Genomic DNA, 26916 nt, shown 5'->3' on the forward strand with positions numbered 1-26916 from the left:
TGAGGGCGGATGCAGCCAGGAAACCCAGGTAGCCGGACCACCCCCGCCGAGACGAGCGAGGAGGAGGAGCCGCTCCCCCCGTTCTCGGTGCAGATGGCCCAGCAGCTCGGCGGTGTGCGCGGGCTGGTCGAGTCCAGCATCCCGATCACCCTGTTCATCGTGGTCAACTTCCTGGGCGACCACTTCGAGTGGTGGTCCCTGCAGACCTCGCTGATCATCGCCGTGGGCGCCGCCCTGTCGCTGGCCGTGTACCGCCTGGCCCGCCGCGAGTCGATCCGCCACGCGCTCAACGGCGTCTTCGGCATCGCCCTCGGCGCCTACATCGCCTGGAAGAGCGGCGACGCCAAGGACGTGTACCTGCCGGGCATGCTGCTCACCGTCGGCTACGTCGTCGGCATGCTCGTCTCGGTGGTCATCCGCCGGCCGCTCGTCGGCTGGCTGTGGTCGGTCACCCTGGACGGCGGCACCACCCGCTGGTACGACAACCAGCGCCTGCGCGGTGCCTTCATGTGGCTGACCGTGCTGTGGGCGTTCGTCTACGCCCTCAAGCTCGGCGTGCAGATCCTCATCTACCGCGACACGAGCGCGGACTCGGACGACCTGCTGGGGATCGCCCGGCTGGCCCTGGGCTGGCCGCCGTACGCGCTGCTGGCCGCCCTGACCGTGTGGCGGGCCCGCCGCATCCTCCGCGACGAGCCCACCCCGGAAGCCGAGTCCCTCGAAACCAAGCCGCTCTAGGAGCGGTTGCCGCGGGTCTTCTCGACCGAGTCCTCGCCGAGGATGACTTCGCGCACGGTGTCCTCCAACTCGGAGGTCACCACGAACACCAGCTCGTCGCCGGCCTCCAGCGGGTCGTCCGGGGTCGGCACCAGCACCCGACGGCCGCGCAGGACGGCGACCAGGGCCGCGTCGTGCGGGAGCGGGACGTCGCGGACGGGGTGCCCGACGTACGGTGCGTGCTCCGGCAGCGTGATCTCGACCAGGTTGGCCTCGGACTGCCGGAAGGTCATCAGCCGGACCAGGTCGCCGACCGACACCGCCTCCTCGACCAGCGCCGCCATGAGCCGCGGCTTGCTGACCGAGACGTCCACGCCCCACTGCTCGTTGAACAGCCATTCGTTCTCGGCGCGGTTGATGCGGGCGACCACACGCGGTACCGCAAACTCCGTCTTGGCAAGAAGCGAGACGACCAGATTGACCTTGTCGTCGCCGGTGGCCGCCACGACCACGTCGCAGGAGGACAGGTCGGCCTCCTGCAGGCTCGACAGCTCGCACGCGTCGGCGAGGATCCACTCGGCGGCGGGCACCCGCTCGGGGCGCACCATCCGCGGGACGCGCTCGATCAGCATGACCTGGTGGCCGTTGTCGACGAGCTCCTTGGCGATGGAGCGGCCCACGTTGCCGGCCCCGGCGATCGCGATGCGCATGATCAGTGTCCCCCTTCGGGAGCCGAGCCGGTGACCTTCGTCACGGAGGCCGACAGCTCATCGGTCACCAGCATGAATGCCAGGTCGCCGTCCTGGATCACGGTCGACTCGGTGGGCAGCATGGCCAGGCCGAAGCGCATCAGGTACGCCAGCCGGGCGCCGCTGCGGGCCTCCAGCTGGGCGATCGTGTGGCCGATCCAGTCCGGGTGCATCGGCACCTCGACGATCGACACGGTGCTCGTCGGGTCCCGCCAGACCTCGACGTTGCCCTCGGGCACCAGGTGGCGCAGCATCCGGTCCGCGGTCCAGCGCACGGTCGCCACGGTCGGTATGCCGAGGCGCTCGTAGACCTCCGCGCGCTTCGGGTCGTAGATGCGGGCCACGACCCGCTCCACGCCGAAGGTTTCCCGGGCCACGCGGGCCGAGATGATGTTGGAGTTGTCGCCGGAGGAGACGGCGGCGAACGCGTCGGCCCGCTCGATGCCCGCCTGCAGCAGGACATCGCGGTCGAAGCCGACCCCGGTGACCGTCGTGCCGTGGAAATCCCCGCCGAGCCGGCGGAACGCGTCCGCGTCGACGTCGATCACCGCGACCGTGTGTCCGCGCTGCTCGAGACTCTGCGCCAGCGTGGAGCCCACGCGGCCGCAGCCCATGATCACGACGTGCACGTCCCCGCCCTTCGTGTCCTTCGTGGTTCGCGGTCGGTTCGTCACGAGGATGTCATGCGGGAGCCCGACCGGTGCAACGGGAGGCGGCCCTGCCCGTACGCTTACACGTCGTGGCCAGTCCCACCTCCCTCATGAAGCGGCTGCTCCTGGGCCGACCGTTCCGCTCGGACCGGCTGAAACACACGCTGCTGCCCAAGCGGATCGCGCTGCCCGTGTTCGCCTCCGACGCGCTGTCGTCGGTCGCCTACGCGCCGGACGAAATCCTGCTGACCCTGTCCATCGCGGGCGCCACGGCGCTGACGATCTCGCCGTGGATCGGTCTCGCCGTCGCCGTGGTGATGCTCACAGTCGTCGCGAGCTACCGGCAGAACGTGCACGCGTACCCGTCCGGCGGCGGCGACTACGAGGTGGCCACGGTCAACCTGGGTCCGCGCTTCGGGGTGGCGGTGGCCAGCGCCCTGCTCGTCGACTACGTGCTGACCGTGGCCGTGTCGACCGCCTCCGGGGTGGCCAACCTGGGCTCGGTGGTGCCGTGGGTGGCGACCCACAAGGTGGCCATCTCGATCATCGCGATCGCCATCCTGACCGCGATGAACCTGCGGGGCATCCGGGAGAGCGGGGCCGCGTTCGCCATCCCGACGTACGGCTTCATGATCGTCATGATCGGGATGGTCATCACCGGCTTCTTCAAGATCTTCGTGCTCGGCGACGACCTCAAGGCACCCAGCGCCGACCTGGTCATCCACGCCGAGCACACGAACATGAGCCAGCTCGCGATGGGGTTCCTGCTGCTGCGGACGTTCTCCTCGGGCTGTGCGGCGCTCACCGGTGTCGAGGCCATCTCCAACGGGGTGCCCGCGTTCAAGGAGCCCAAGAGCCGCAACGCCGCCACCACGCTGCTGCTGCTCGGTGCGATCTCGATCACCATGCTGCTCGGCATCATCCTGCTGGCCAACAAGACCGGCCTGCAGTTCGTCGAGGACCCGAGCCAGATCGCCAGCGGACCGGCCAACTACGTGCAGAAGACGGTCACCACCCAGCTCGGGCAGACGGTCTTCGGGGCGGGTTCGATCATGCTGTACATCGTCGGCATCATCACCGCGCTCATCCTGTTCCTGGCGGCGAACACGGCGTTCAACGGCTTCCCGGTGCTCGGCTCGATCCTCGCCCAGGACCGCTACCTGCCCCGCCAGCTGCACACCCGCGGCGACCGGCTGGCCTTCTCCAACGGCATCATCCTGCTGGCGCTGGCCGCGATGGTGCTGATCATCGGGTTCAACGGCGAGGTCACGCGGCTGATTCAGCTGTACATCGTGGGCGTCTTCGTGTCCTTCACGCTCTCCCAGGCCGGCATGATCCGGCACTGGAACCGCCTGCTCAGAACGGTGCGCGACCGGCAGGCCCGCAACCGGATGATCCGGTCCCGCACGATCAACATGGTCGGCCTCACCCTCACCGGCGCCGTGCTGATCGTCGTGCTCATCACCAAGTTCCTGCTCGGCGCGTACATCGCCATCATCGCGATGATCGTCATCTACTTCCTGATGGTCGGCATCAAGAAGCACTACGACACGGTCGCCCGGGAGCTGGAGCCCTCGGAGGTGCGCCCGGTGCTGCCGGCCCGCAACCACGCCGTGGTGCTCGTGTCGAAGGTGCACCGCCCGACGCTGCGGGCCGTCGCGTACGCGCAGGCCACCCGGCCGGACTCGCTGACCGCGCTCACCGTGAACGTGGACGACCACGACACCCGGGCGCTGCAGGAGGACTGGGAGCGGCGCGGGATTCCGGTGCCGCTGACCGTGGTCGACAGCCCGTTCCGGGAGATCAACCGGCCGATCCTGGACTTCGTGCGCAGCAAGCGCCGCGACTCGCCGCGCGACGTGGTGACCGTGTTCATTCCGGAGTACGTCGTGGGCAAGTGGTGGGAGCACCTGCTGCACAACCAGAGCGCGCTGCGGCTCAAGGGGCGGCTGCTGTTCGAGCCGGGCGTGATGGTGACGTCGGTACCGTGGCAGCTCTCCTCCATCGGCGACGTGGACATCGACCGGCTCGACGCGACGCTGAGCCGCGGCCCGAAGCGCGGCCCCCGGTCGTCGGCGACCCCGGACGCGTGATCTTGGAACAGCTCGAGCTGGAGATCGGCCCGGTCGCGCACGGCGGGTTCTGCGTGGCCCGGCACGAGGGGCAGGTCGTCTTCGTGCGGCACACCCTGCCGGGGGAGCGGGTCCGCGCCGTGGTCACCGAGCGGCGCAAGGGCTTCCTGCGCGCGGACGCGGTGGAGGTGCTGCTGCCCTCGCCGGACCGCGTGATCCCGCCGTGCCCGTTCGCGGGGCCGGGCGCCTGCGGCGGGTGCGACTGGCAGCACGTGGCCTGGCCGGCGCAGCGTGCGCTCAAGACGCAGGTGCTGATCGAGCAGCTGACACGACTTGGCGGCGTTACCGATTTTTCCGACAGATCCGATCTGGTGGAGCCGCTCCCGGGCGGGCCGCTGTCCTGGCGGACGCGGGTGCAGTACGCGGTCGACGGCGAGGGGCGGGCCGGCTTCCACCGCGCTCGCTCGTCGGACGTGATCCCGGTCGACCGCTGCCGCATCGCCCACCCCGCGATCCAGGCCCTGCCGATCCTCGACGAGCGCTGGCCCGCGGGTGCGACGGTGGAGGCGACGGCCACCTCGGCCGGCGACACCGCGGTCGTCACCCGCGCGTCGCGCACCGGGCCGCCGGCCGGGCCCGTGCCGCAGGTCCGCGAGCACGCCGCCGGCCACGAGTGGCGGCTCGACGCGGGCGGCTTCTGGCAGGTCCACCCGCACGCCGTGGCCGCGTTCACCGGCGCGGTGCTCGAGCAGCTCGCGCCCGAGCCGGGCGAGCGGGCCTGGGACCTGTACGGCGGCGCCGGCGTCTTCGCGGCCGCCCTCGCCCCGCTGTGCGGGCCGGTCACCGTCGTCGAGTCCGACCGGCGCGCGGTCGCGGCCGGGCGCCGGGCGCTGCGGGACCTGACCAACGTGACCTTCGCCCGCGGCGACGTCGCGCAGGTGCTGGCCAATCCCAGCTGGCGGCGGGTCGACCTGGTCGTGCTCGACCCGCCGCGCTCGGGCGCCGGCCGCGCCGTGGTCGAGGCGATCGTGGCCCGGTCACCGCGGGCCGTCTCCTACGTCGCCTGCGACCCCGCCGCGTTCGCCCGCGACGTGCGGACGTTCGGCGAGCTGGGCTACGAGCTGACCGGGCTGCGCGCGTTCGACAGCTTCCCGATGACCCAGCACTTCGAGACCATCGGGAAGCTCACGCCGCGCTAGCGCCGCTTGAGGGTTCGCGCGTAGTCCTGGAAGCGGGCCTTGGCGATCACCTTGCGGTCCGGGGAGCGGAACACGATGCCCTCCGCGCGGCCGCCCGCGCGCTCGTCCAGCGCGACGAGCGTGGCCGGCAGCCGCTCGGCCAGCAGCGCCTGCATGTCCGCGATCGTCTCCGGGAGGGCGTCGGTGCGGAACAGCCGCGGCGTCAGGTCGAGACCGGCCTCGGCGGCCAGCGTGGTGAGCTGTTCCTCGGTGGCGTACGGCTGGCCGGCCGCCTCGCGCCACGCCGAGATCTGCGCCTGCGGCCAGGTCAGCGCCTCTTCCCAGTCGTTCAGCAGCATCACGTCGAACAGGCGCCAGCCGAAGTGGGCCGGGTCCGTCGTGTACTGCTTCGCCGCGCCGCCGACCTTGCCGCCGTACAGCTCCAGGAAGTAGACGTGCACGCCGCCGGTGTGGCCGGCGATCAGGCGGTCGGCGACCGGGCGGAGCTGCTCGACGATGCCCTGCGACGGGTTGCCGATCAGGTCGCCGCGGGCGAGGAGCAGCTCCTCCCGCGAGCCGATCAGGTAGTTGCCGTCGGGGAGCAGGACGAGCCGGCTGTTGGTGCCGTCGACCTTCTCGGTGGCGATGACCTCTCCGGGGAACGCGGTGGCGGACTCGAGCAGGCCGCCGTTGCGCGGGTCCAGCTCGTGGTACGTCGGGATCGACGGGTACTTGGTCAGCGAGTTCACTGCCCGAAGGTCCGCCGCGCGCAGGTCGAAGCGAGTCATCGGGCCAGGATGCGCCATCGGAAAACATCGGTCACCGTATTTTGCGAAGCCGTACGGTCCGGGCATGGCAAAGCTCAATGTCCGGAAGGTACGCGCCGCGATCGGCCTGGGCCCGATCGCCGGCCCGAGCCGCGTGGCCGGGCCGACCTACGAGGGCGGCGCCGGATATGCCCGGGACCTCAAGTCGGAGCTGTTCCTGCTGGCCGTGACCAACATGGTCGGCGAGCAGACGTTCTACGAGCCGGCCGCGGACCGCGACAACCGCTACGCCGAGCTCGTCCGCGCGGCCGCGGTCGCCGACCCCGCGTGGACGGCGCGCTTCCTGGCGTGGCTGCGGACCGGCGCGAACATGCGCACGGCGGCGGTCGTCGGCGCGGCCGAGTTCGTGCACGGCCGGCTGGCCGCGCAGGCGCCCTCGACCGGCGAGAACCGGCGGGTGGTCGCCGACGTGCTGCAGCGGGCCGACGAGCCGGGGGAGCTGCTGGCGTACTGGATGTCGCGCCACGGCCGCGCCGTGCCCAAGCCGGTCAAGCGGGGCATCGCCGACGCCGTGCAGCGGCTCTACACGGAGCGGAACCTGCTCAAGTACGACACCGCGAGCCACGCGTTCCGCTTCGGCGACGTCATCGATCTCACCCACCCGACGCCGGTCGCACCGTGGCAGGGTGACCTGTTCGCGTACGCGCTCGGGCGCCGCCACGGCCGCGAGGACCTCACGGTGCCGGCGTCGCTGGGCGTGCTCGCCGCCAACGAGCGGCTGCGCGCGGACGCGGCGGCCGACCCGGGCGTGCTGCTCGACGCCGAGCGGCTCAAGGCGGCCGGCCTGACCTGGGAGGACGCGCTGTCGATGAGCGGCGGCACGGGCCTTGCCAAGTCCGCGCTGTGGACCGCGCTGCTGCCGTCGATGGGCTACATGGCGCGGCTGCGCAACCTGCGCAACCTCGACCAGTCCGGGGTGGGCGACGACGTGGCGGCCCAGGTGGCGGCGCGGCTGGCCGACCCGGCGGAGGTCGCGCGGTCGCGGCAGCTGCCGATGCGCTTCCTGTCGGCGTACCGGGCGGCACCGTCGCTGCGCTGGTCGTACGCGCTGGAGCAGGCCCTGACCCGGAGCCTGGCCAACGTGCCGGCGCTGCGCGGGCGCACGCTCGTGCTCGTCGACACGTCGGGCTCGATGCACGCCGGGTTCTCGCGCGACGGCACGCTGATGCGCTGGGACGCCGCGGTCGTGTTCGGCATCGCGCTCGCCACGCGGTGCGCGGACGCGGACGTGGTCTCGTTCTCGACCGGCTCGACGGTGTTCCAGCTGCGCAAGGGCGAGTCGGTGCTCAAGGCCATCGAGCGCTTCCGCGCGGAGGGGCACTTCCACGGCGGCGGCACCAACACCGCCACCGCGGTGCGCAAGCACTTCAAGCGGCACGACCGGGTCGTCATCCTCACCGACGAGCAGGCGTCCTACGACGGTTCGGTTTCGTCGTCGGTACCCCCAGAGGTTCCGAAATTCACGTGGAACCTCGCGGGCTACCGGTACGGCCACACGCCCGCGACGGCGAACCGCTGGACGTTCGGCGGCCTGTCCGACGCCGGCTTCGGGATGATCCCGCTGCTGGAGGCCGGGCGCGACGGCACCTGGCCGTTTTGATGGGGACGAGGTAATCGACGCCGCCGGGATCCAAGTGCGTGCGCGCCCGTAGACTCCCCCTGTCCGAGCGGCCCTGTCCGATCGGCAGGGGGAGTCTTCAGGTGTCAACGCAGACGCTGCGGGAGCGGCTGGCCGCCGGCCCGCCGCTGGTCGCCGTGAGCTTCGGCGACGAGGACGCCGCCGGCCACGCGGCCCGCGCCCGCGCGCTCGGCGTCGACCTGGCCGAGCTGCGCATCGACTGGCACCGCAGCGCCGACCCGGCCGACGTGCTGGCCGCGATCGCGCCGTTCCGCGCCGCCGGCCTGCCGACGCTGGCCACGATCCGCGCCAAGGCCGAGGGCGGCTACTGGTCCGGCGACGACACCGCGCGCCTGGCCCTCTTCGAGGCCGTGCTGCCCGAGGTGGACGCGGTCGACGTCGAGCTCTCCTCGGCCGAGATCCTGCCGGGCGTCGTCGCGGCCGCGCGCGCCGCCGACCGGCCGGTCATCGTGTCGTACCACGACTTCGAGAAGACCCCCAACGACGACCGCCTCGCCGCCACCGCCGAGGCCGCCCGCGCCGCCGGGGCCGACCTCGTCAAGATCAGCACCATGGCCCACGACCCCGGCGACCTGAAGCGGCTGGCCGGCCTGCTGCTGCGGTACGACTCGATGATCGTCATCGCCATGGGCCACGAGGGCGCCGCGTCGCGCGTGTTCTTCCCGCTGCTCGGCTCGCGCATCACGTACTCGGCGATGGGCGGCCGCCCCGCGCCCGGTCAGCTGCCCTTCGAGGAGACTGCGCGGCTGCTCACGGCCTTCTCCCCGACGTACGCCGGGAAGCGCTCATGACCGACGAGGGCACCGACCGGCCCCGCCGCGACCCGCTGCGCGCCCTGCGCCGCACGATCGCGCAGACCACCGTGGTCTTCACGATTCCGTTCGTGGTCGCCATCGGCCGCGCCGCGTTCGGCGCCGGCAAAATCAAGATCGACCGCACCCCGGCCGACTGGACCGTCTGGGGCATCGGCGTCGCGCTGATGGTCGCCGCCTCGGCCCTGGCCATCCAGTCCCTGCGCGGCAAGGCCCCGGCCGCCCTCGGCGAACGCGCGGCCTGGCTGGCCGGCGCCGTATGGCTCCTGGGCCTGGTCTTCGCCATCGTGTACTCCCAGATGGTCCCCGCCCCTACCCGCTGAATCAGCACTCCGCCCGGCGCGTCCCCCGCGGCGCCCGAACGGTCGCCGTGCCCGGCGCGCGGTCGCGGCGGTGACGGCGGGTGGGTGCGGGCAGGGCAGCGGAAACGCCCGTCTGCCCGGGAACCGCGCGGACGCGAGGGGGGCAGCGGAACTGGCGGCCGGGCCCTATCTTCTGTGTCGTGCGGCAGCGCGCGGATCGCGATACGGAGGCGAAATGACCCACCCCCCGACCACACCGGGACCCGACGAGCCGGCGGGCCACCCGCTGCGCCCGGCCGCGCCGGGTGGGACCGAGGACGACCAGGCGCCCGCGTCCGGGGCGTCGCCGTTCGATCCGCAGGCGCCGTACGACCCGCACTCGCCGTTCGCGCAGCCGCAGCAGTTCGGGGCGCAGCCGCCCGCCGACCCGACGGCCGGCGGAGCGCAGCCGCCCGCCGACCCGACGACCGGCGGGGCGCAGTCGCCGGTCTATCCGACCTCCGGTTCGCCGACGTACCCGGCGTCGGGCGCGTCGCCGTGGAACCCGCAGTCGACGTACGGGGAGCAGTCGACCTACGGGGCGCAGTCCGGCTACGGGCCCGCCCAGCCGCCCGGTGGGCAGCCGCCGGTGCCGCAGTACCCGCAGGGTTCGGCGTACGACCCGTCCCAGGCGTACGTGGTGTACCAGGCGGCGCCCGGCTACCAGCAGGGCATTCCCAGCGGCGGCTACGGCATCCCGGCCGCCGGGCAGCAGGCCGGGTTCGACCCGATGATCAGCCCGGACTACGGCGGCTGGTGGCAGCGCAGCATCGCCATCTTCAAGGGTGCCTGGAAGCAGCTGGCGATCCTGCAGTTCATCGGGTTCCTGCTCACCCTGCTCGTGGTGATCCCCGAGGGGATCTGGTTCCTCAGCGCGTTCACCGACGTGATCGGCTCGGCCGGGACCGAGAACGAGCCCTCGCTCACCCCGCTGCTCGCGCCGTTCCTGCTGCTGTTCGTGGGGGCGGTGGTGGCCGGGATGGTCGGGTCGCTGATCACGGTGGCCGGCAACCAGATTGCGGTGACCGTGGCGAGCGGGCAGCGGCCGCGGCTCGGGCCGGCGTTCTCGGTGGCCATGCGGCGGTTCCTGCCGCTGTGGGGCTGGCAGTTCCTGTCCGCGCTGATCACGCTGGTCGGGCTCTGCCTGTGCATCCTGCCGGGCATTTATCTGTACGCCGTGTTCATCATCCTCCCCGCCGTGGTCACCTTCGAGCGGGGCGGCGCGGCGATCTCGCGCTGCTTCCAGCTGGTGCACAAGGACTTCGGCAGCGCGATCGCCCGGATCGCCACGATCGTCGGGCTGGGGGTGCTGGTCGGCGTCGTGACGTACTTCATCGGCCAGATCATCGAGGTGGCGATCAGCGGGGTCCAGCAGGCCTCGTTCGACCCCTCGTCGGAGACGTCGGACCAGGTGGTGCTGAGCTCGGCGGTGATCGCCTCGATCGTCGTCAGCCGGCTGGTCACGTCGCTGCTGGAGGCGGCGATGAAGCTGTTCACCGACGTGCTCACGGTGACCGCGTACGCCGACATGCGCGCCCGCAACGAGCCGCTGTCCACCGCCCAGCTGGCCGCCGAGATCGGCGTGGAGCCGGCCCAGGGCTCGGAGTGGATGGCGCCGCCGACCGCGCACGCATAACCGGGGGTTTTGCCGGTACCACCCCAATGGTCCGGATTGCCGGTCAATACTGACTGACATGGGATTGAGCCGGCGGGGCCTGCTCGCCGCCGGGCTGGCGGCGCTGGCCCTGCCCGGCTGCGGGGACGGCGAGCAGACCCAGGCCGATGCCGATCGCAAGGTCGAGGTCTTCTCGTGGTGGGCCGGGCCGGGGGAGAAAGAAGGGCTGGAGGCGCTCGTCGCCGACTTCAGCCGCAACAACCCCGGCGTCGAGTTCGGCAACGCGGCGGTGGCGGGCGGTGCCGGTACCGTGGCCAAATCCGTCCTGGCGACCCGCCTGCAGAACGACGACCCGCCCGACTCCTACCAGGCCCACGCCGGGCTGGAGCTGGCCGCGGACATCAAGGCAGGCTACGTCGAGGACGTGCGCGACCTCTACCAGGAGCAGGGGTGGTTGGACAAGCTGCCGACGGGACTGGTGCAGGCCATCACGGTCGACGGGGCGATCTACTGCGTTCCCGTCAACATCCACCGGTCCAACCTCATGTGGTACAACCCGAAAATCCTCGCCGGAATGGACCTCACGCCGCCCGCGAGCTGGGCCGACTTCCTGACTCAGGCGGACGTGATCGCCGGGAAGGGCCTGACGCCGCTGTCGATCGGGCCGGCCTGGACCCAGAAGCACCTGCTCGAGAACGTGCTGCTCGGGCAGCTCGGGGCGCAGACCTACGCGGAGCTGTGGACCGGCGGGACCGACTGGGAGAGCGCGGCGGTGCTGGCGGCGCTGCGGCTGTACGGCGACGTGCTCGCCCGCAGCGACCTTGCCGCGCCCGCGGGGGACTGGCAGCCGGCCCTGGACAAGGTGGTGGCGGGCACCGCGGCGTACAACGTGATGGGTGACTGGGCCGACGCCTACCTGCGCACCAAGGGCCTGACATTCACGGAGGGTTACGGCGTGGTGGCCAGCCCCGGCACCGACCGCGTCTACAACTTCCTGTCCGACTCCTTCACCCTGCCCAGGGGCGCACCCCACCCCGGCGCGGCCCGCAAGTGGCTGGTCGAGTGCGGATCGGTGGGCGGGCAGGATGCCTTCAACCCGCAAAAGGGTTCGGTACCCGCACGCACCGACACCGACCGGTCGAAGTACACGGGCTACCTGGCGGCGGCGGTCGCCGAATGGGCCGACGACGGCACCCGCGTGGTCGGCTCGCTGACCCACGGGGTGGTCGCGGACACCACCTGGAGCGCCGCGATCGACACCGCGCTGGCCGCGTACGTGCAGGACAAGGACGCCGCGAAGTTCGCCCGCGCGGTGGCTGTGTCACGCACGTGACGTGGATGTGTGGAACCTGTCAAGATTCGATCGGCCAAGGTGCGCTGCTGCGCGCCCGCACTAGACTCGGCGGGCATGAGCACAGAAGAGAACGAGGCCGCGTCGTTGCTGAGCACGGTCCGGGCCCCGGGTGATCTTCGCAGTCTGACCGCCGAGCAGCTCGACGTGCTCGCCGCGGAGATTCGCGACTTTCTCATCGCGAAGGTCTCGCGCACCGGCGGTCATTTGGGTCCGAACCTCGGCGTGGTCGAACTGACGCTCGCGCTGCACCGCGTCTTCGACTCGCCGAAGGATCGCATCCTGTTCGACACGGGCCACCAGGCCTACGTCCACAAGATCGTCACCGGCCGCCAGGACGGCTTCGATCTGCTGCGCCGCCGCGGCGGGCTCACGGGCTACCCGAGCCAGGCCGAGAGCGAGCACGACATCATCGAGAACTCGCATGCCTCCACCGCGCTCTCCTACGCCGACGGGCTCTCCAAGGCCTTCGCGCTGCGCGGCGAGCCCCGCCACGTGGTCGCGGTCGTCGGCGACGGCGCCCTCACCGGCGGCATGTGCTGGGAGGCCCTGAACAACATCGCGGCGGCCAAGAACCCCCTGGTCATCGTGGTCAACGACAACGGCCGCTCCTACTCGCCGACGATCGGCGGGCTGGCCGACCACCTGTCCAACCTGCGGCTCAACCCCGGGTACGAGAAGGTGCTCGACCTGGTCAAGGACTCCCTCGGGCGCACCCCGCTGGTCGGCGCGCCGCTCTACGAGGTGCTGCACGCGGTCAAGAAGGGCATCAAGGACGCCGTCGCGCCCCAGGCCATGTTCGAGGACCTGGGCATCAAGTACGTCGGCCCGGTCGACGGCCACGACCGCGCGGCCGTCGAGTCCGCCCTGCGCAAGGCCAAGAACTTCGGCGAGCCGGTGATCGTGCACGCGGTGACCCGCAAGGGCTTCGGCTACCGCCCCGCCCTGGAGGACGAGGCCGACTGCCTGCACGGCCCCGGCGCCTTCGACATCGAGACCGGCAAGCTGCTCGCCCCCGCCTCGGTCAAGTGGACCGGCGTCTTCGCCGACGAGCTGGTCGAGATCGCCGACGAGCGCGCCGACATCGTGGGCATCACCGCCGCCATGGCCGAGCCGACGGGCATCGCCAAGCTCATGGCAAAATACCCGGAGCGCGCCTACGACGTCGGCATCGCCGAGCAGCACGCGATCACCTCCGCGGCCGGCCTCGCCATCGGCGGCCTGCACCCGGTCGTCGCCGTCTACGCCACGTTCCTCAACCGCGCCTTCGACCAGGTCCTGCTCGACGTGGCCATGCACCGCCTCCCGGTCACCATCGTCCTCGACCGCGCGGGCATCACCGGCCCCGACGGCCCGTCCCACTACGGCATCTGGGACATGTCGGTCTTCGGCGTCGTGCCGGGCCTGCGCCTGGCCGCCCCCCGCGACGCCCAGACGGTCCGCGAGGAACTCCGCGAGGCCGTAGGCATCGAGGACGGCCCGACGATCCTCCGCTTCCCGACCGGCTCCGTCCCCACCGACCTCCCAGCCCTGCGCCGCGTCGGCGGCGTCGACGGCTTCGGCGGCGTGGACGTGCTCGCCGAACACGAGCGCAAGGACGTCCTCCTGGTCAGCGTGGGCGCCTTCGCCCACATGGCCGTCGACGTGGCCGGCCGCCTGGCCGAACAGGGCTACGGCGTGACGGTGGTGGACCCCCGCTGGGTCCGCCCGGTCCCGGTCGAGCTGGTAGCCCTGGCCCGCGACCACCGCCTGGTGGTAACCCTGGAGGACGGCGTCCGCACCGGCGGCGTAGGCGACGCCATCGCCAAGACCCTCCGCGACGCCGACGTGTGGGTGCCGCTCCGCGACCTGGGCGTGGCGCAGGGCTTCCACCCGCACGGCACGCGCAACGAAATCCTGGCCGACCTGGGCCTGACCGCCCAAGACGTAGCGCGCCAGGTAACCGAATGGGTATCGCGGATCGAAGAGCCCCTCCCCGTCAGCCCACCCGCGACCAAAGTAAAGGCACCCCGCCGCTGACAAGAAGGAAAAAAGTCAAAAAATAAAAGCAAAAAATCCCCTGGCCTGGGCACTTGCTCATGTCAGGGGATTTTTCTTTAATGCCAAATTCTCCTCCTGGACCACCGAATGATGACCACGGCGGACCCGGCTCCTGAATCTACGGTCTGGACCACCGAACGGTGACCAAAGTCGTCTCCGGACCACGCTAATACATTCCGGTCGCGCCAGCGGCCGGGGACCATCGGCCGAGGGCACATAGCGGTGCCCATCGGTCCGGCTTGACGCTTTTCCACCCACGCGACGGTCACGGCGGTGCAACGCGCAGGAATTTGCGGCATCTGCGATTGTTCGGTTGTCGGGTTCGGCCTATTTGGGGGCCTGGTGGGACAATTGTCGGGTGGGGCAGATGTCATTGTTTGGCCGGGCGGAATTGGCAGCGATGCGGGACACGACGAGACGCCGGAATTACTCTCCCGTCAACGAGGCATTTCGGAAAGAGCACAAGCGGCATCGGGACTGGGGACTTGCTCAGCGGCACGCTGAGAAGCTGCGGCGGTTGGCATTGGAGCGCGAGGCCGCCGCGGTCAAGCCGGAGCTCGAACCCGAGCCAGTCGCGGTCGAGGCGGTAGAAGCCGCCGAGCCGGTTGAGGTCGAGGCGGTTGAGGTGACGGAAGAGCCGGTGGCTGGGTCGTGCAACCCGGGCGGGGGGCGTGGGACTCTCTTCTTGCGACGAGAGGACGTCCGTTGCCCGACGCGATCATCGAGCTCGATGTCAGTGTGCCCTGGGAGCCGCCGGAGCGGCCGGGGGGCGGTGGTGCGCGGCGTGCGGGGGTGCGGCGGCTGGGGCTTGTTGTGGTGGTGCTGGTCGGGGTGTTGCTGGCGGGGGGTTCGGACTGGCGGCCGGGGCTCGAACCGCTCTGGACGGCCGAGTTTCAGGTGCTGGCGATCGATGCGGCCGGGGGGCGGCTCATTGTGCATCGGTATCAGCGGGCCGGGGCTGACCCGGTCACCGAGGCGCTCGATGCGCGGTCGGGGGCGGTGTTGTGGCGGCGGCCGGGGGTGGCCAATGAGTCGTTTGCCGCGCTCACCGATCGGGTGGGGCTCGTGCAGCGGGAGCAGTCGGATGAGCATGGGCGGTACACGGGAAGGACGTTTGCTCTTGATGCTCGCACCGGGGAGGAGCTCTGGCACCGGGAGCTCGTGACGTTCGCCGGGATGGCCGGGGACGTTGTCGTGGTGAGCGAGCATGCGTGGCCCGACGAGGTGGACGAGTTCGACGACTCCTACGGTGACCCGCAGGATCCGGGGCTCGCGCTGCCGCCGCGGGGGCATCATGAGCGGTACCTCGGGCTGGATCAGCTGAGCGGGGAAGTGCTGTGGAGCGTGGAGCTGGCGCCGGGGACGTTGGCGGGGTTCGGGCTGGCGCAGTATCCGTATCTGAGCGCGTTCACCGAGCTTGGGGCGGACGGGGTGGTCAGGGTGCGGGACCTGCGGACGGGGGCGGTGAGCGGGCGGTACCAGCTGGATTTTTCGGCGGTTTTGTCGCGGCATTCGCCCGGGGTGGCGGGGCAGGAGGTGGTGCTGCCGGCCGGGCGGGGTGGGGCGGAGGTGTTCGATCTCGCGTCCGGAAAGCGGTTGTGGCGGTGGGCGGGGGAGTCGCCGGCGTGGAATGTGCCGGTGCCGTGTCTGCGGGTGCACTACTGCGTGTTCGGGGAGAGTGGCACCGAGGTGCTCGACGCGGCCACCGGGGTGGTGCTGTGGCGGGCGCGGGGGTATTCGGCGGTGCTCGGCGACACGGGGGATCGGCTGCTCATGTACCGGCAGCTCAGCGACGAGTATCACCCCGATGACGTGACGGCGTTCGCGGTCGCCGGTGGGGGTGCGGTGGCGTGGAACCGGCAGGGGTGGTACGTCGCCGGGGGGTACTACGAGGCGGTCGGCGCGCGTGGCATGTTCGTGTGGCGGCCGATCAGCAACACCGATGCGATCGTGGGGCGGCTCGACCCGGACGACGGCAGCGTGCACGTGCTCGGGCGAGCGCATGACTTCTACGGGTCGGTGCAGTGCACGGCCACCGCCGACCGGGTCGCGTGCCTGGCGATCGGGGTGCTGTTCGTCTGGCCGCTGCGGTGAGCGTCATCGACCTCGGCGCGGCCGAGCCCTGGTCGCCGCCGGACGGGCCGCCGCGCGGGTCGCGGCGGGGGCGGGCGGGGAGGCGGGTGGCGGCGGTCGCGGTGGCCGTGCTCGCGGCGGCGCTGCTGGTCGGGGCGGGGGTGCCGGGGTTCGACGCGCCGCTGTTCAGCCTGGCGGACCGGGTGCTCGACGCGCGGCTCGCGGGCGGGATGGTGTTCGTGACGCGGTACGAGGTGAACTCGCTCGGGCAGTTCGAGGGGCGCAGCGTCACCGGGCAGGTGCGGTGGACGCGGCCGCGCGCCCGCGACACCGAGGAACTGCAGCTGCTGACGGGCGGGGTGGTGCTGATCTCCTCCGTGTACGGCGACCTCGCCGCCCAGGATGGCACGCTCACGGTCCTCGACGCCCGCACCGGGGCCGTGCTGTGGCGGCGGGCGGCGGTGGCGGTCTACGGGGCCGCCGGGTCGGTGCTCGTCCTGCAGGACGTCACCGGATGGACGGAGCGGTGGGTCGGGACCGGGCGCGGCCGCGAGAAGCGCCTGCTCGGCGTGGACCTGCGCACGGGCGCGCCGGTGTGGGACGTGACGCTGGCCGGCGAGTCGCTGGTCTCCGTCGGCTACGGCGCGGGCACGGACCAGCTCGCCACCCTCGACGAGCTCAGCGCCGACGGGACGCTGATCCGCCGCGACCCGGGCAGCGGGGCGGAGACGGCGCGGTGGCCGCTGGGCGTGCGCGCCGACGAAGTGAACTGGTTCGACGTGTACGGCGACCGCGCCGTCGTCAGCCGCATCGGTGTCGTCGGCGTCGAGGTGTACGACGGGGCCACCGGCCGCGTGCGGTGGCGCTACGGCGGCGTGGAGTTCACGTCGGTGTACCCGTGCACCGCCGGGCACTGGTGCGCGGTGGACGGCGGCGGCATCCACGCGCTCGACGCGGCGAGTGGGCGGGAGGTGTGGAGCGTCGGGATGTACAACAACGTCTTCGGGGCCGACGAGGACGTCGTGGTGGCCGGCGGGCTCGGGACCTCCGCGTCGCCGTCGCACGAGACCGTGGTGTTCCCGATCGACGCGCGGACGGGCAAGGTCGGGGCGCGGCTCGAGGGCTGGGTCGGCGCCTACGCCCGGGTCGGGCGGCGGCAGATCGTCGCGCACGTCGACCCCGGCCAGTGGAACGGGTACGTCGGGCTCTACGACCCGCGCACCGGCGGCGTGCGGGTGTTCGGCCGCGGGCAGATCGGCCCCACCCCGCGCTGCACGGCCGAAGGCGGGTTCGTGCTGTGCAGCGGCAACGGGCTCAACGTGTGGCGGCTGCCGTGAGCGTGATCATCGACCTCGGCGACGCGCAGCCGTGGACCCCGCCGGAGACCCCGCGACCGCGCCGGCGGCGGTTCGGCGGGACGGGCCGGTGGCTGGCCGTCGCGCTGGTGACCGTGCTGGCCGCCGCGGTGCCGCCGGCGGGCGCCGCGACCGCGCCGCCGGTGCTGTTCATCGAGGAGTCCGCGCAGTACGTCACGATCGGCGGCGGGCGCGTGCTCGTCGTGCGGTACACCGGCGAGGGGCCGCACCGGCTCGAGGCGTACTCGACCGCGGGGGCACTGCTGTGGTCGGCCGACCTCGGCGACGGGCAGCAGCTCGTGCACGCCGACGCCGGCATCGTGCTGCTCGCCCGGCAGCTCGGTGACGCCTTCGACCTGGCGACCGTCGCCGCGCTCGACGCGCGGACGGGTGCGCCGCGCTGGGAGCGCAGCGGCGTGGTCCTGGCCGGGCTGGCCGGTCCGCTGGTGGTGCTCGGCGACACGCGCAACGGCCTGGTGGCGGTCGACCCGCGCGGGGTGACGGTCTGGACGCTGGACGTGCCGGCCGGGGAGGTGCCGGCGCTGGGCTGGGGGGCCGGCGCGACGTACGAGCTGACCTCGCTCAGCGTCCTGGACCGCTCCGGGAACCTGCGCACCCACGACCTCGCCACCGGCGCGGTGCGCCACACCGACCACCTGGACCTGACCGGGATCGACCCGACCTGGATCGACGTGGGCGAGGACGGGCGGCAGCTCGCGATCCGCTCCGGGACGACCGAGGACTGGGTCTTCGACCGGGCGAGCGGGCGCCCGCTGTGGCACGTCCCGGCGAGCCTGCACGCGGCCCTGCGCGACTGCGGGTTCGGGCGGTGGTGCCGCGCGGACGAGTCGGGCCTGGTCGCGTACGACGCCCGCACCGGCGCCGAGGCGTGGCGGTTCGGCGAGCTCGGCCTGATCCTGGGGCGGGGCCCGGCCACGATGGCGCTGGGCGCGCTGAACTGGACCACGGAGGCGCCGCCGGTCGCGGCGGTCGTCGACGCGGCCACCGGCGCGGTAAGGGCCCGGATCGACGGCTGGCACCCGGTGGCGGCACGCGGCGACCGGATCGTGGTGTGGCACCGCGCGGACGGCGAGCCGATCGCTACCGTCGGCCTGCTGGATCCGCGCACCGGGCGGGTCGCGGTGCTCGGCAGCGGCGAGTTCTGGGGCGGCACCCCGTCGTGCGCGGCCGACGCCGACCTGGTGGCCTGCACGATGGCTGGGGATTTGACCGTTTGGCGGGTCCCGCCGACGGTGCTGGATTAGCACCGAAAGGTCTTAGCGCTGTATGGGCGCCCTGGCACCGGTGAATACAGCGTTATGTCCTGAAAAGCGGTGGGGGAGCTTCGCTCCACCCACACCCCCTCAAGACCGCACCGGGTCTTAGCTTGCGGCGGTGTGTATCGCCGGAGGCTGCGGGCTTGCAGAATGGGGGCGTGCTGCCGAGCACGTTGCCCTCTGGCGATGGGGTCGCCGGGGCCGCCGTCATCGACCTCGGTGACGTTGGGACCCCGTGGGTCGCCGACGCCGACGGAGGGCGCGTGGGGCTGCCCCGGGGGTGGGGGCTGCTGCTGGCGCTCGGGCTGACCATGTCGCTGGTGTCGGCGGTGCCGTTGCCGGCCGCGCCGGTCGAGATCGTCCGGCAGCCGCTGCGCAACGGGGCGTTTCAGCTGGCCGGGGACGTGCTGCTGGTGCTGGAGAACGACCGGACGCCGACGCCCGTGGAGGCGTTCGACGCCGGCGACGGGCACTCGCGCTGGACGTACACGCCGGACGGGCTCACGACGCTGTCCTACGCCGCGGCCGCGCCCGGGGCGGACGACGTGGTGGTGCTCTGGCCCGACCTGTGCCGCTCCGGGGTCACCGGCACCACGGTCGCCGTCGACCGGCGCACCGGCCGGGAGGTCTGGCACGCGCCGGGCGTTCCCGTCCGGACCGCGGCGGGCGTCCCTGGCACCGTCGTGCTGCGCAGCCTGTGGTCCGACGGGTGCGGCGCCCTGGCCGCGAACGCCCCGATCGGCGGCGGGCTGCGCTGGCAGGCCCTCGGGCCCGGCGGCGAGCCGCGCTGGGAGCTGCCGGTGGACGCCGGCACCCGGGTCGCGGTCGACTCGGCCGAGGCCGGGGCGAGCTGGGCGGCGCTGGCCGACCGCACCGGCGCGCTCGCGGTGGCCGACTTCGTCACCGGGCGGCGCGCGCCCGCGGGAGACCTCGTCGCCGCGTCCGGCGACATCGTGGCGGCCGCCGGGGATCTGCTGATCATCGCCGCGGCCGGGGCTGGGTCGCCGCGCGGGGCGACGACGCTGACCGCGTACCGGCGCGGGGCCTGGTCCGCTCCGCTGTGGCGGACCGACGTGCCGACGGTGTCCGCGTCCGGGCGCTCCGACCGGTTCACCGTCCGGGCCTGCGGGGCCGTGCTGTGCGCGACCGGGCAGCTCACGTTCGTGCTCGACCCGGCGACCGGGGCGGTGCGGTGGAGCCCCGGCGGCTACGCGCAGCTCGCGGCGGCGCCCGGCGGGCTGCTCACCGAGCCGGGGGCGGGCGTCGTGCACCTCTTCGACCCGGCGACGGGGGCCGAGTCGCCCGTGCTCGACGGCTGGCAGCGCCTCGGGGCCGACGCCGATCGCATGCTGCTCGGGGCGCCGGACGGGGAGGAGGCGACCCTGCTGGGCTTCCGCGCGGGGGATCGGGTGCTTCCCATCGGTACCGTCGACGCCCGCCTCATCGCGTGCGAGCTGGACGGCCCCCGGGTGGCCTGCTCGACCGGCGACGGCGACGTGGTGCTGTTTCGATTGGCGACCTAGGCGGTGAGCGGGGACGCTGGAAGCGTGGGCGAACTGATCGATCTCGGTGAATCGCATGGGATGGTCGACGGCGAGGACCTGCTGGAGTGGCCGCCACCGCGCGCGGCCGGGCGCCGGCAGTGGCCGATCGTGCTGATGCTGACCCTGGTGGTGCTCTTCGCCACCGGCTCGCGGCCCGGGACCGGGATCGAGGAGGCCGGCACCCTCGCCGAGCACGCGTCCGCGATGGTCGCCGACCGCGGCCTGGTCTACGCCATGCGCGACGAGCCCGCGCTCACCGCCTTCGACTGGACCACCGGCAAGCCCCGCTGGACCCGCTCCCTCGCGGGCGACGAGGGCGGCCAGGCGTACCTGACCGCGGACCGGGCGTACGTGCGGCACCGGCCCTGCACCGCCACCGTCGGCTGGAGCCTGGAGCGGCTCGACCCGGCCACCGGCAGGCAGCTGTGGTCCCGCGCGGGCGCGCCGATCGCCGTGCTCGCCGGGCCCGCCGGGGCCGCGCCCGGGCTGCTCACCGTGGACGACCGCAGCGCCTCCTGCCCGCCCCTGGTGCCGGCCCGCGGCGCCGCGCCGTCGCCGGTGCACCTGGGCGGGCTGGACGCCGAGACGGGCGAGATCCGCTGGTCGTTCGACCTGCCCGGCGGGGCCCGCGTCGTCGCGCCGGACGTGCCCGGCAGCGGCTGGTTCGCCGCCTGGTACCCGGGCGGGCGGGCCGAGATCCGCAACGCCGCCACCGGGGCCATCACCGCGGCGGCCGACGTGCCGGAGCTCGCCGACACCCCGCCCACCAGCGTGCGGATCGTGGCCGGCCTGCTCGTGATCGTCCAGGTCCGCGGGGACGGGGCGCTCATCACGGCGTACCGCAGCGACACCCTGCGCTACCAGTGGCACATGCTGTTCTCCTCGTCGGACCAGGCGCCGATCGCCGAGATGGCCTACGGCCCCGTGGTGGTCGCCTGCGGCCCGATGATCTGCGTGCCGAACTGGCGCGACCTCGCGGTGCTCGACCCGGAGACCGGCACGGAGGCGTGGCGGCGGCCGCTGCAGCTGGACGCGGCCGGGCCCGGGGTGCTCGTGGCCCGCGACCGCGACGACTTCACCCGCGTCCGCGTGGTGGACTGGCAGACCGGCAAGGACCGCGCCGACCTGGCGGGCTGGGCCGTGGTCCCGACCGCCAGCGACGGCACGGACGACGACGACATCGGCTTCGCCCCGGCCGGCTCCCAGCTGGTGCAGCGGCCCGAGGACGACGGCGCCCGGATCGCCCGCATCGACCTGCGCACCGGCACCATCACCCCGCTCGGCCTGGTCAGCCCGATCCCGTCGCGCTGCTCGATGCGCCACCACCGGCTGGCCTGCATCGCCGGCGGCGACTCGGTCCGGCTCTGGCGGTTGCCCGGGTAGCTACATTTGGCACCGGGGCCTTTCACGGGGACTTCACGTCGCCTGAACCACACTGGCCCGGATCGGGTGGGGGTGTGAAGGGCGTGCGCGTGCTGGTGATCGAGGACGAGACGAATCTCGCCGACGCGATCGTCCGGGGGCTGCGGCGGCAGGGCATGGCGGTCGACGTCGCCTACGAGGGGACCAGCGGCCACGAGATGGCCATGGTCACCCGCTACGACGTCGTGGTCCTGGACCGGGACCTGCCCGGCGTGCACGGCGACGAGATCTGCGCCGACCTGGTCGCCTCGGGCGCGCTGACCCGGGTGCTGATGCTGACCGCCAGCGGCAGCGTCGCCGACCGGGTCGAGGGGCTGCAGATCGGGGCCGACGACTACCTGCCCAAGCCGTTCGCCTTCGACGAGCTGGTGGCCCGGGTGCAGGCCCTGGGCCGGCGGGCCACCCCGGCCGCGCCGCCGGTGCTCACCATCGGCGACCTGGTGCTCGACCAGGCCAAGCGGGTCGCGACCCGGGCCGGGCAGCCGCTGGACCTGACCCGCAAGGAGTTCGGGCTGCTGGAGGAGCTGCTCAAGGCCCGCGGCGCGGTGGTGTCCAGCGAGGAACTGCTGGAGCGGGTCTGGGACGCCAACGCCGACCCGTTCACCACGACCGTGCGGGTGACGATGATGACGCTGCGCAAGAAGCTCGGCGAGCCCGCGCTCATCGAGACCGTGGTCGGCGCCGGCTACCGGACCAGGCCCCCGCAATGACGATTTACGACGCCCGCCGGACCGCCGCCTTCCGCCCCACCCTGCGGCTGCGGCTCACCCTGCTCAACGGCATCCTGCTGGTTGGGGCCGGGCTGGTGCTCGTGGTGCTCGCCTACCTGCTCGTCGACGGCGCGCTCAAACCCGCCGACCAGCTACAGCCCGGCACCCGGGTGGTGCTCGCCGACGGCAGCGAGGTCGACGCCCGCACCTGGCAGACCGACCTCGTCGACGCGGCCGAGTGGGAGCTGCTGACCCGGGGCAGCCTGGCGCTGCTGCTCATCGGCGCGGTCGGGGTGGCCGGGGCCTACGTGGTGGCCGGGCGCTCGCTGCGGCCGCTGCAGCGGGTCACCACCACCGCCCAGCGGCTCTCCGGCGAGTCGATGGACGCCCGCATCAACTACGACGGGGCCGACGACGAGGTCGCCGAGCTGGCCAAGACCTTCGACGCGATGCTCGACCGAATAGCCGCGGCCTTCGAGACCCAGAAACGCTTCGTGGCCAACGCCTCCCACGAGCTGCGCACCCCGCTGGCGGTGATGCGCACCGAGGTCGACGTGACCCTGGACGACCCGGAGGCCGACGTCGAGGAGTTCCGGCGGATGGGCAGCGTCGTGCGCGACGCCTCGACGCGGGCCAACGCGCTGGTCGAGTCGCTGCTGCTGCTCGCCCGCACCGAGGCGCAGGCCGGTCGGCGGCTGGGCCGCAAGGTGAGCACCGACCTGGCCACCGGGGTCACCGTCGCGCTGTCGGCGATGAGCCACGAGGTGAAGCGGATCAAGCTCGACGTCAGCACCGACCTCGCCCCGGCCAACGTCGTCGGCGACCCGGGGCTGCTGGAGCGGCTCGCGGGCAACCTCATCGAGAACGCGGTGCGGTACAACCATCTCGGCGGACGGATCTGGGTGCGCACCGGCACCGACGAGACCCTGGCCTGGCTCGTGGTCGGCAACAGCGGCTTCGAGGTCGAGCCGGCCGACCTGCCCGCGCTGTTCGAGCCGTTCCGCCGCGGCGGGCGGGAGCGCACCGGGGCCCGCGGCACCGGGCTGGGCCTGTCGATCGTGCGGGCCATCTGCGAGGCGCACGGCGGCGGGGTCTCCGCGGCCGCCCTCGACGGCGGCGGCCTCGAGGTCACCGTCTCCCTGCCGGCCGCCGCGGTCACGCCGGTGCTGAGCGGCACGGCGGCGGTCCGCCCCGCCGCCTGAGCTGTGACCGAAGGCACTTCTGCTCAGAAACGCCCCGCGCGGCGCCGATCGGTCTTATGTTTCCCGCCGGCCATCCCGACCGGCGCTCGGGCGCGATGGGGGCGGTCGGATGCGGCTGCGCAGCTGGCTGGTGGTCGGCATCAGCATCGCGCTGCTGCTCGCCATCGGCGCCGTCGGCATCTCGGTGAACCGCTCCGCGCTGCGGGCGGCCGAGACCGTGCACCGGGCCGACTCGCTGGCCCTGGTCACCAACAACGGCGGCCTGGCCGAGCAGGTGCTCATGGTCGCGGTCAAGGAGCTCAACGACTTCGTCACCAGCCACCCGCTGTCGATGACGGCCGGGGACGCGGGCGACGTGGCGGCGCTGCAGGAGTACCAGAAGAAGTCCGCGAACTTCACCTACGGCCTGGTGCTGACCGACCTGACCGGGAACCTGCTCAGCGCGACCGGCCCGATCGGCATGTTCCCCGACCCGCAGTCCGCGGCGTTCAAGCCGCTCATCTCCGACATCGCGCTCGGCAGGCCCGGCTTCTCGTCGATCATGACGGTGGGCAGCACCCTCATCCAGGCCGCGGCCGTGCCCATCGTGGTTGGCAGTCAACCCGAGGCCATCGTGTACGGGTTCATCCCGCTCGCCAAGAGCCAGCTGCAGGAGTACATCGTCAAACTGCGGGACGACTCGCACGCCTCGATGCTGGTGGACGCGACCGGGATGGTCGGCGCGTCCAGCGAGCCGGACCTGCTCGGCACGCACGTCGACCCGGCGATCATGGCCAAGATCGGCTCGAGCGAGTCGCAGTTCGCCACCTACACCGAGAACGGCCACGCCATGATCGCCGCGGTGCACGGCGGCCTGCCCGGCGGCTGGGCCTACGTGCGCACGCAGTCCGAGGCGACGTTCGACGGCCCGGTGCGCAACCGCAGCCTGACCATCAACCTGGCGCTGCTCACGATGCTGCTGGTCGGGGTGGCCGGGCTGGCGATTCTCGGGTACCGCTCCCAGCTGGTCCGCCGCCGCGCCGAGGAGCGCTTCTCGGCGCTGGTCGAGCACGCCCCGGACGTCGTGACGGTGCTCGACGGGCAGGGCAACGTGGTGTACACGAGCCCGAGCGGCCAGCGCATCCTCGGCCTGACCTGGGTCGGCGCGCCGGTGTTCGAGAGCATCCACCCCGAGGAGCGCGACCTCGTGCGGGAGCGCTTCGCCGCGCTGGTCGCCGAGCGGGGCGGGCTGGAGCGCATGCAGGTGCGGGTCCGCCAGGCCGACGGCGACCACCGCTGGTTCGACCTCACCGCCTCCAACCAGCTGCACAACCCGGCCCTGGACGGCATCGTGGTCAACGCGCGGGACATCACCGACAGCCGGGAGATGCAGGACCGGCTGGCCCACGACGCCCATCACGACCCGCTGACCGGCCTGCCGAACCGGCGCCGGCTGCAGCAGCGGCTGGCCGACTCGCTGCGGGCCGAGCCGGTCGCGGTGCTCTTCGTCGACCTCGACGGGTTCAAGCCGGTCAACGACGAGCTCGGGCACGAGGCCGGCGACGAGCTGCTGCGCCAGGTCGGCGCGCGGCTGAGCGCGTGCCTGCGCCCGGTCGACGTGCTGGCCCGGGTCGGCGGCGACGAGTTCGTGCTGCTCCTGCCGGGGGTGGGCACGGCCGCCGAGACCACCGGGGTGATCGAGCGGCTGCGGGAGTGCGCGGCCGCGCCGTTCGCCATCGACGGGCAGGAGGTGCGGATCGGGGCGAGCATCGGGGTGCACCTGGCCGCGCCGGGCGAGCAGCCCGACGCCGTGCTGCGCACCGCCGACCAGGCGATGTACGCGGTCAAGCACCGTTCGGACCGGCCGGGCAGGCACCGCGCGTAGCGCCGCGTCCGGTCCGGCCGGCGCCGGGCGTAGCGCTGCGTTACTTGGCGATCGCCGGCGGCTTGGGCGAGGGGGAGCGGACGGTCAGCGTGCCGCGGACGGCGCCGTGCTGCACGAGCTCGATCTTCAGTGCCGTGACGCGTATGGGTGTCACCTGGTCCCATTCGGTGCCGGGCCCGCCGCCGCTCACCTGTCTACCGCTCCCGTCCCGCGTGCGCACCGTAGTCGTGGGCGACGGGCGCACCCGAGGTGTTCCATCACTCGGCGTAGAGTGGTCCGGCCCCTACCCAGGGTGGAACGCGCGCGGATGCGTCCGCCTCGCTATGGTCTACTTCACAGAGCGTCACGATGACATCGGTACGTCAAGTAACCGACGGTCACGAACGCAAGGGGGTATGGGCGGTTTTTGCCCATACGGCGAAAATCCGGTTTCCGGCTATCCCCGGTGCCCACGCAACTCCTAGGTTCTCGGACCATGGCCGTCAGCGACGACGTCGCGCCCGACGAGTGGGAGTGCCGTGTCTTCCTCGCCGTCGCCGAGCACCGCCAGCACACCAAGGCCGCCGAGGCGCTGTCCCCGACACGGCCGCAGCACCTGCGCGACAAACCCTATGCGCGGCAGCTGGTCGGCAAGACCATCGCGCGGATCGAGCGCTGGTGCGGCGAGCCGCTGTTCGAGGGCAACCGCGGGCAGCTGCGGCTGACCGAACGCGGGCGCGAGTTCGAGCGGGCGGCGCGCAGTGTCGTCGGCGAGTACGAGCTGATGCGCAAGCCGAACCCGGGCGACGGGCTGCCGCGGCTGGCCTGCCTGCCGCACCACGCCGCGTTCGTCGCGCCCGCGCAGGCCCGCCTCATCGAGCGGTTCGGCCGGCCCCGGGTGGCGGTCGAATACCTCGAGCCGCACCGGCACGCCGCGCCCGACCTGCACCGGCACGCCCTGCTCATCGGGGCGCCGCCGCCGCTGGGGAGCCGGTCGGTCCGCCTCTACACCGCGCGCCTGGAGGCGATGGTGCCGGCGGCGCACTTCCCGGGCGTGCGGCTGGCGTTGCCGGAGCTGCTGCGGCGGTACCGCGTGATCCCGCACCTCACCGGCGTCCCCGACGACCGCCGCGCGGCGTGGGGGCTGGACCGCCACCCCGGCGCCCACGTCGGCCGGCCGACCGGGGACACCGCCGCCGCCGTGCTGCGCCTGCGCCACGAGACCGCCGCGCGCTGGGACGGCCGCGTGCTGGTCGCCCCGTCGGACGTGTCCCTGCCGTTCAAGGCCGGCATGGAGTTCGGCGGGCGGTACGCGGACCGGTTCAAGTGGGTCCCGATCGTCGCCGACGCGCCGCTGACCTTCGAGGTGCACCTGACCGTCCGCCCGGCCGGCCCGGACGAGGCGATCGACGCCGCGGTGGCCGCCGTCCAGACCGCCGCGCGCGCCCTTCCGCACCTCGGTGGAAGCTAGGGCCTGTTGCAGAACCTAGGGGTCCGTA

General features: G+C 72.7%; 21 protein-coding genes. 18 read left to right on the top strand and 3 right to left on the bottom strand.

Features of this window, described 5'->3' with window-relative positions; all coding sequences use genetic code 11:
- Positions 1 to 9 precede the first annotated feature (9 nt).
- A complete protein-coding gene (locus tag ACQP00_RS08475; RefSeq protein WP_433216804.1) occupies positions 10 to 738 on the top strand; it encodes a DUF3159 domain-containing protein in 729 nt (242 codons plus the stop codon).
- Here the strand turns inward: ACQP00_RS08475 and ACQP00_RS08480 are convergent.
- Positions 735 to 1433 (bottom strand): potassium channel family protein, encoded by a 699-nt coding sequence (locus tag ACQP00_RS08480; RefSeq protein WP_433223772.1) that lies wholly within the window; start codon positions 1431 to 1433, stop codon positions 735 to 737. The genes ACQP00_RS08475 and ACQP00_RS08480 overlap by 4 nt on opposite strands.
- Positions 1430 to 2095 carry a potassium channel family protein gene (locus tag ACQP00_RS08485; protein ID WP_433223774.1) on the bottom strand — a complete coding sequence of 222 codons (666 nt, stop codon included), beginning with the start codon at positions 2093 to 2095 and terminating at the stop codon, positions 1430 to 1432. The genes ACQP00_RS08480 and ACQP00_RS08485 overlap by 4 nt, the downstream gene beginning before the upstream one ends.
- Positions 2096 to 2205: 110 nt before the next feature.
- Between ACQP00_RS08485 and ACQP00_RS08490 the strand changes: the two genes are divergently transcribed.
- Positions 2206 to 4209, top strand: a complete 2004-nt coding sequence (locus tag ACQP00_RS08490) for an APC family permease (protein WP_433216807.1) — start codon at positions 2206 to 2208, stop codon at positions 4207 to 4209.
- Positions 4206 to 5387, top strand: a complete 1182-nt coding sequence (locus ACQP00_RS08495; RefSeq protein ID WP_433216810.1) for a class I SAM-dependent RNA methyltransferase — start codon at positions 4206 to 4208, stop codon at positions 5385 to 5387. Before ACQP00_RS08490 ends, ACQP00_RS08495 begins: the two co-directional genes overlap by 4 nt.
- On the opposite strand, the gene ACQP00_RS08500 is transcribed toward ACQP00_RS08495, so the two are convergent.
- Positions 5384 to 6154 carry an RNA ligase family protein gene (locus ACQP00_RS08500; RefSeq protein ID WP_433216813.1) on the bottom strand — a complete coding sequence of 257 codons (771 nt, stop codon included), beginning with the start codon at positions 6152 to 6154 and terminating at the stop codon, positions 5384 to 5386. The genes ACQP00_RS08495 and ACQP00_RS08500 overlap by 4 nt on opposite strands.
- Before the next feature lie 64 nt (positions 6155 to 6218).
- Between ACQP00_RS08500 and ACQP00_RS08505 the strand changes: the two genes are divergently transcribed.
- From ACQP00_RS08505 to ACQP00_RS08575, 15 genes are all read left to right on the top strand, one after another.
- Complete coding sequence (locus tag ACQP00_RS08505) at positions 6219 to 7793, top strand: TROVE domain-containing protein (RefSeq protein WP_433216816.1); 1575 nt, start codon at positions 6219 to 6221, stop codon at positions 7791 to 7793.
- Positions 7794 to 7894: 101 nt separating this feature from the next.
- Positions 7895 to 8623: a type I 3-dehydroquinate dehydratase gene (locus ACQP00_RS08510; RefSeq protein ID WP_433216819.1), complete on the top strand. Its 729-nt coding sequence runs from the start codon at positions 7895 to 7897 to the stop codon at positions 8621 to 8623.
- Complete coding sequence (locus tag ACQP00_RS08515) at positions 8620 to 8967, top strand: hypothetical protein (protein ID WP_433216821.1); 348 nt, start codon at positions 8620 to 8622, stop codon at positions 8965 to 8967. The genes ACQP00_RS08510 and ACQP00_RS08515 overlap by 4 nt, the downstream gene beginning before the upstream one ends.
- 214 nt (positions 8968 to 9181) lie before the next feature.
- A complete protein-coding gene (locus ACQP00_RS08520) occupies positions 9182 to 10621 on the top strand; it encodes a hypothetical protein (RefSeq protein WP_433216823.1) in 1440 nt (479 codons plus the stop codon).
- A 58-nt stretch (positions 10622 to 10679) separates the two neighbouring features.
- Positions 10680 to 11933, top strand: a complete 1254-nt coding sequence (locus ACQP00_RS08525; protein WP_433216826.1) for an ABC transporter substrate-binding protein — start codon at positions 10680 to 10682, stop codon at positions 11931 to 11933.
- Between the two features lie 75 nt (positions 11934 to 12008).
- Entirely contained in the window at positions 12009 to 13970 is a 1962-nt protein-coding gene (gene dxs / locus ACQP00_RS08530; protein WP_433216829.1) for a 1-deoxy-D-xylulose-5-phosphate synthase, read from the top strand.
- A gap of 726 nt (positions 13971 to 14696) precedes the next feature.
- A complete protein-coding gene (locus ACQP00_RS08535; protein ID WP_433216832.1) occupies positions 14697 to 16085 on the top strand; it encodes a PQQ-binding-like beta-propeller repeat protein in 1389 nt (462 codons plus the stop codon).
- Complete coding sequence (locus ACQP00_RS08540) at positions 16082 to 17401, top strand: PQQ-binding-like beta-propeller repeat protein (protein ID WP_433216835.1); 1320 nt, start codon at positions 16082 to 16084, stop codon at positions 17399 to 17401. The genes ACQP00_RS08535 and ACQP00_RS08540 overlap by 4 nt, the downstream gene beginning before the upstream one ends.
- Positions 17398 to 18684, top strand: coding sequence for a PQQ-binding-like beta-propeller repeat protein (locus tag ACQP00_RS08545; protein ID WP_433216838.1), 1287 nt, complete (start codon positions 17398 to 17400; stop codon positions 18682 to 18684). Before ACQP00_RS08540 ends, ACQP00_RS08545 begins: the two co-directional genes overlap by 4 nt.
- Before the next feature lie 275 nt (positions 18685 to 18959).
- Positions 18960 to 20219 (top strand): hypothetical protein, encoded by a 1260-nt coding sequence (locus ACQP00_RS08550; protein ID WP_433216841.1) that lies wholly within the window; start codon positions 18960 to 18962, stop codon positions 20217 to 20219.
- 24 nt (positions 20220 to 20243) lie between these two features.
- Positions 20244 to 21623, top strand: coding sequence for a PQQ-binding-like beta-propeller repeat protein (locus ACQP00_RS08555; RefSeq protein ID WP_433216844.1), 1380 nt, complete (start codon positions 20244 to 20246; stop codon positions 21621 to 21623).
- Positions 21624 to 21706: 83 nt separating this feature from the next.
- Positions 21707 to 22372 carry a response regulator transcription factor gene (locus tag ACQP00_RS08560; protein ID WP_433216847.1) on the top strand — a complete coding sequence of 222 codons (666 nt, stop codon included), beginning with the start codon at positions 21707 to 21709 and terminating at the stop codon, positions 22370 to 22372.
- Positions 22369 to 23574, top strand: coding sequence for a sensor histidine kinase (locus ACQP00_RS08565; RefSeq protein WP_433216850.1), 1206 nt, complete (start codon positions 22369 to 22371; stop codon positions 23572 to 23574). The genes ACQP00_RS08560 and ACQP00_RS08565 overlap by 4 nt, the downstream gene beginning before the upstream one ends.
- Before the next feature lie 109 nt (positions 23575 to 23683).
- The gene (locus tag ACQP00_RS08570) at positions 23684 to 25438 is read left to right on the top strand and encodes a diguanylate cyclase domain-containing protein (protein ID WP_433216853.1); all 1755 of its coding nucleotides are present in this window, start codon (positions 23684 to 23686) and stop codon (positions 25436 to 25438) included.
- Between the two features lie 475 nt (positions 25439 to 25913).
- A complete protein-coding gene (locus ACQP00_RS08575; RefSeq protein ID WP_433216856.1) occupies positions 25914 to 26888 on the top strand; it encodes a hypothetical protein in 975 nt (324 codons plus the stop codon).
- The last annotated feature ends 28 nt before the right edge of the window (positions 26889 to 26916 follow it).

Source organism: Dactylosporangium sp. CS-047395, assembly GCF_050942185.1.
Lineage (GTDB): Bacteria > Actinomycetota > Actinomycetes > Mycobacteriales > Micromonosporaceae > Dactylosporangium.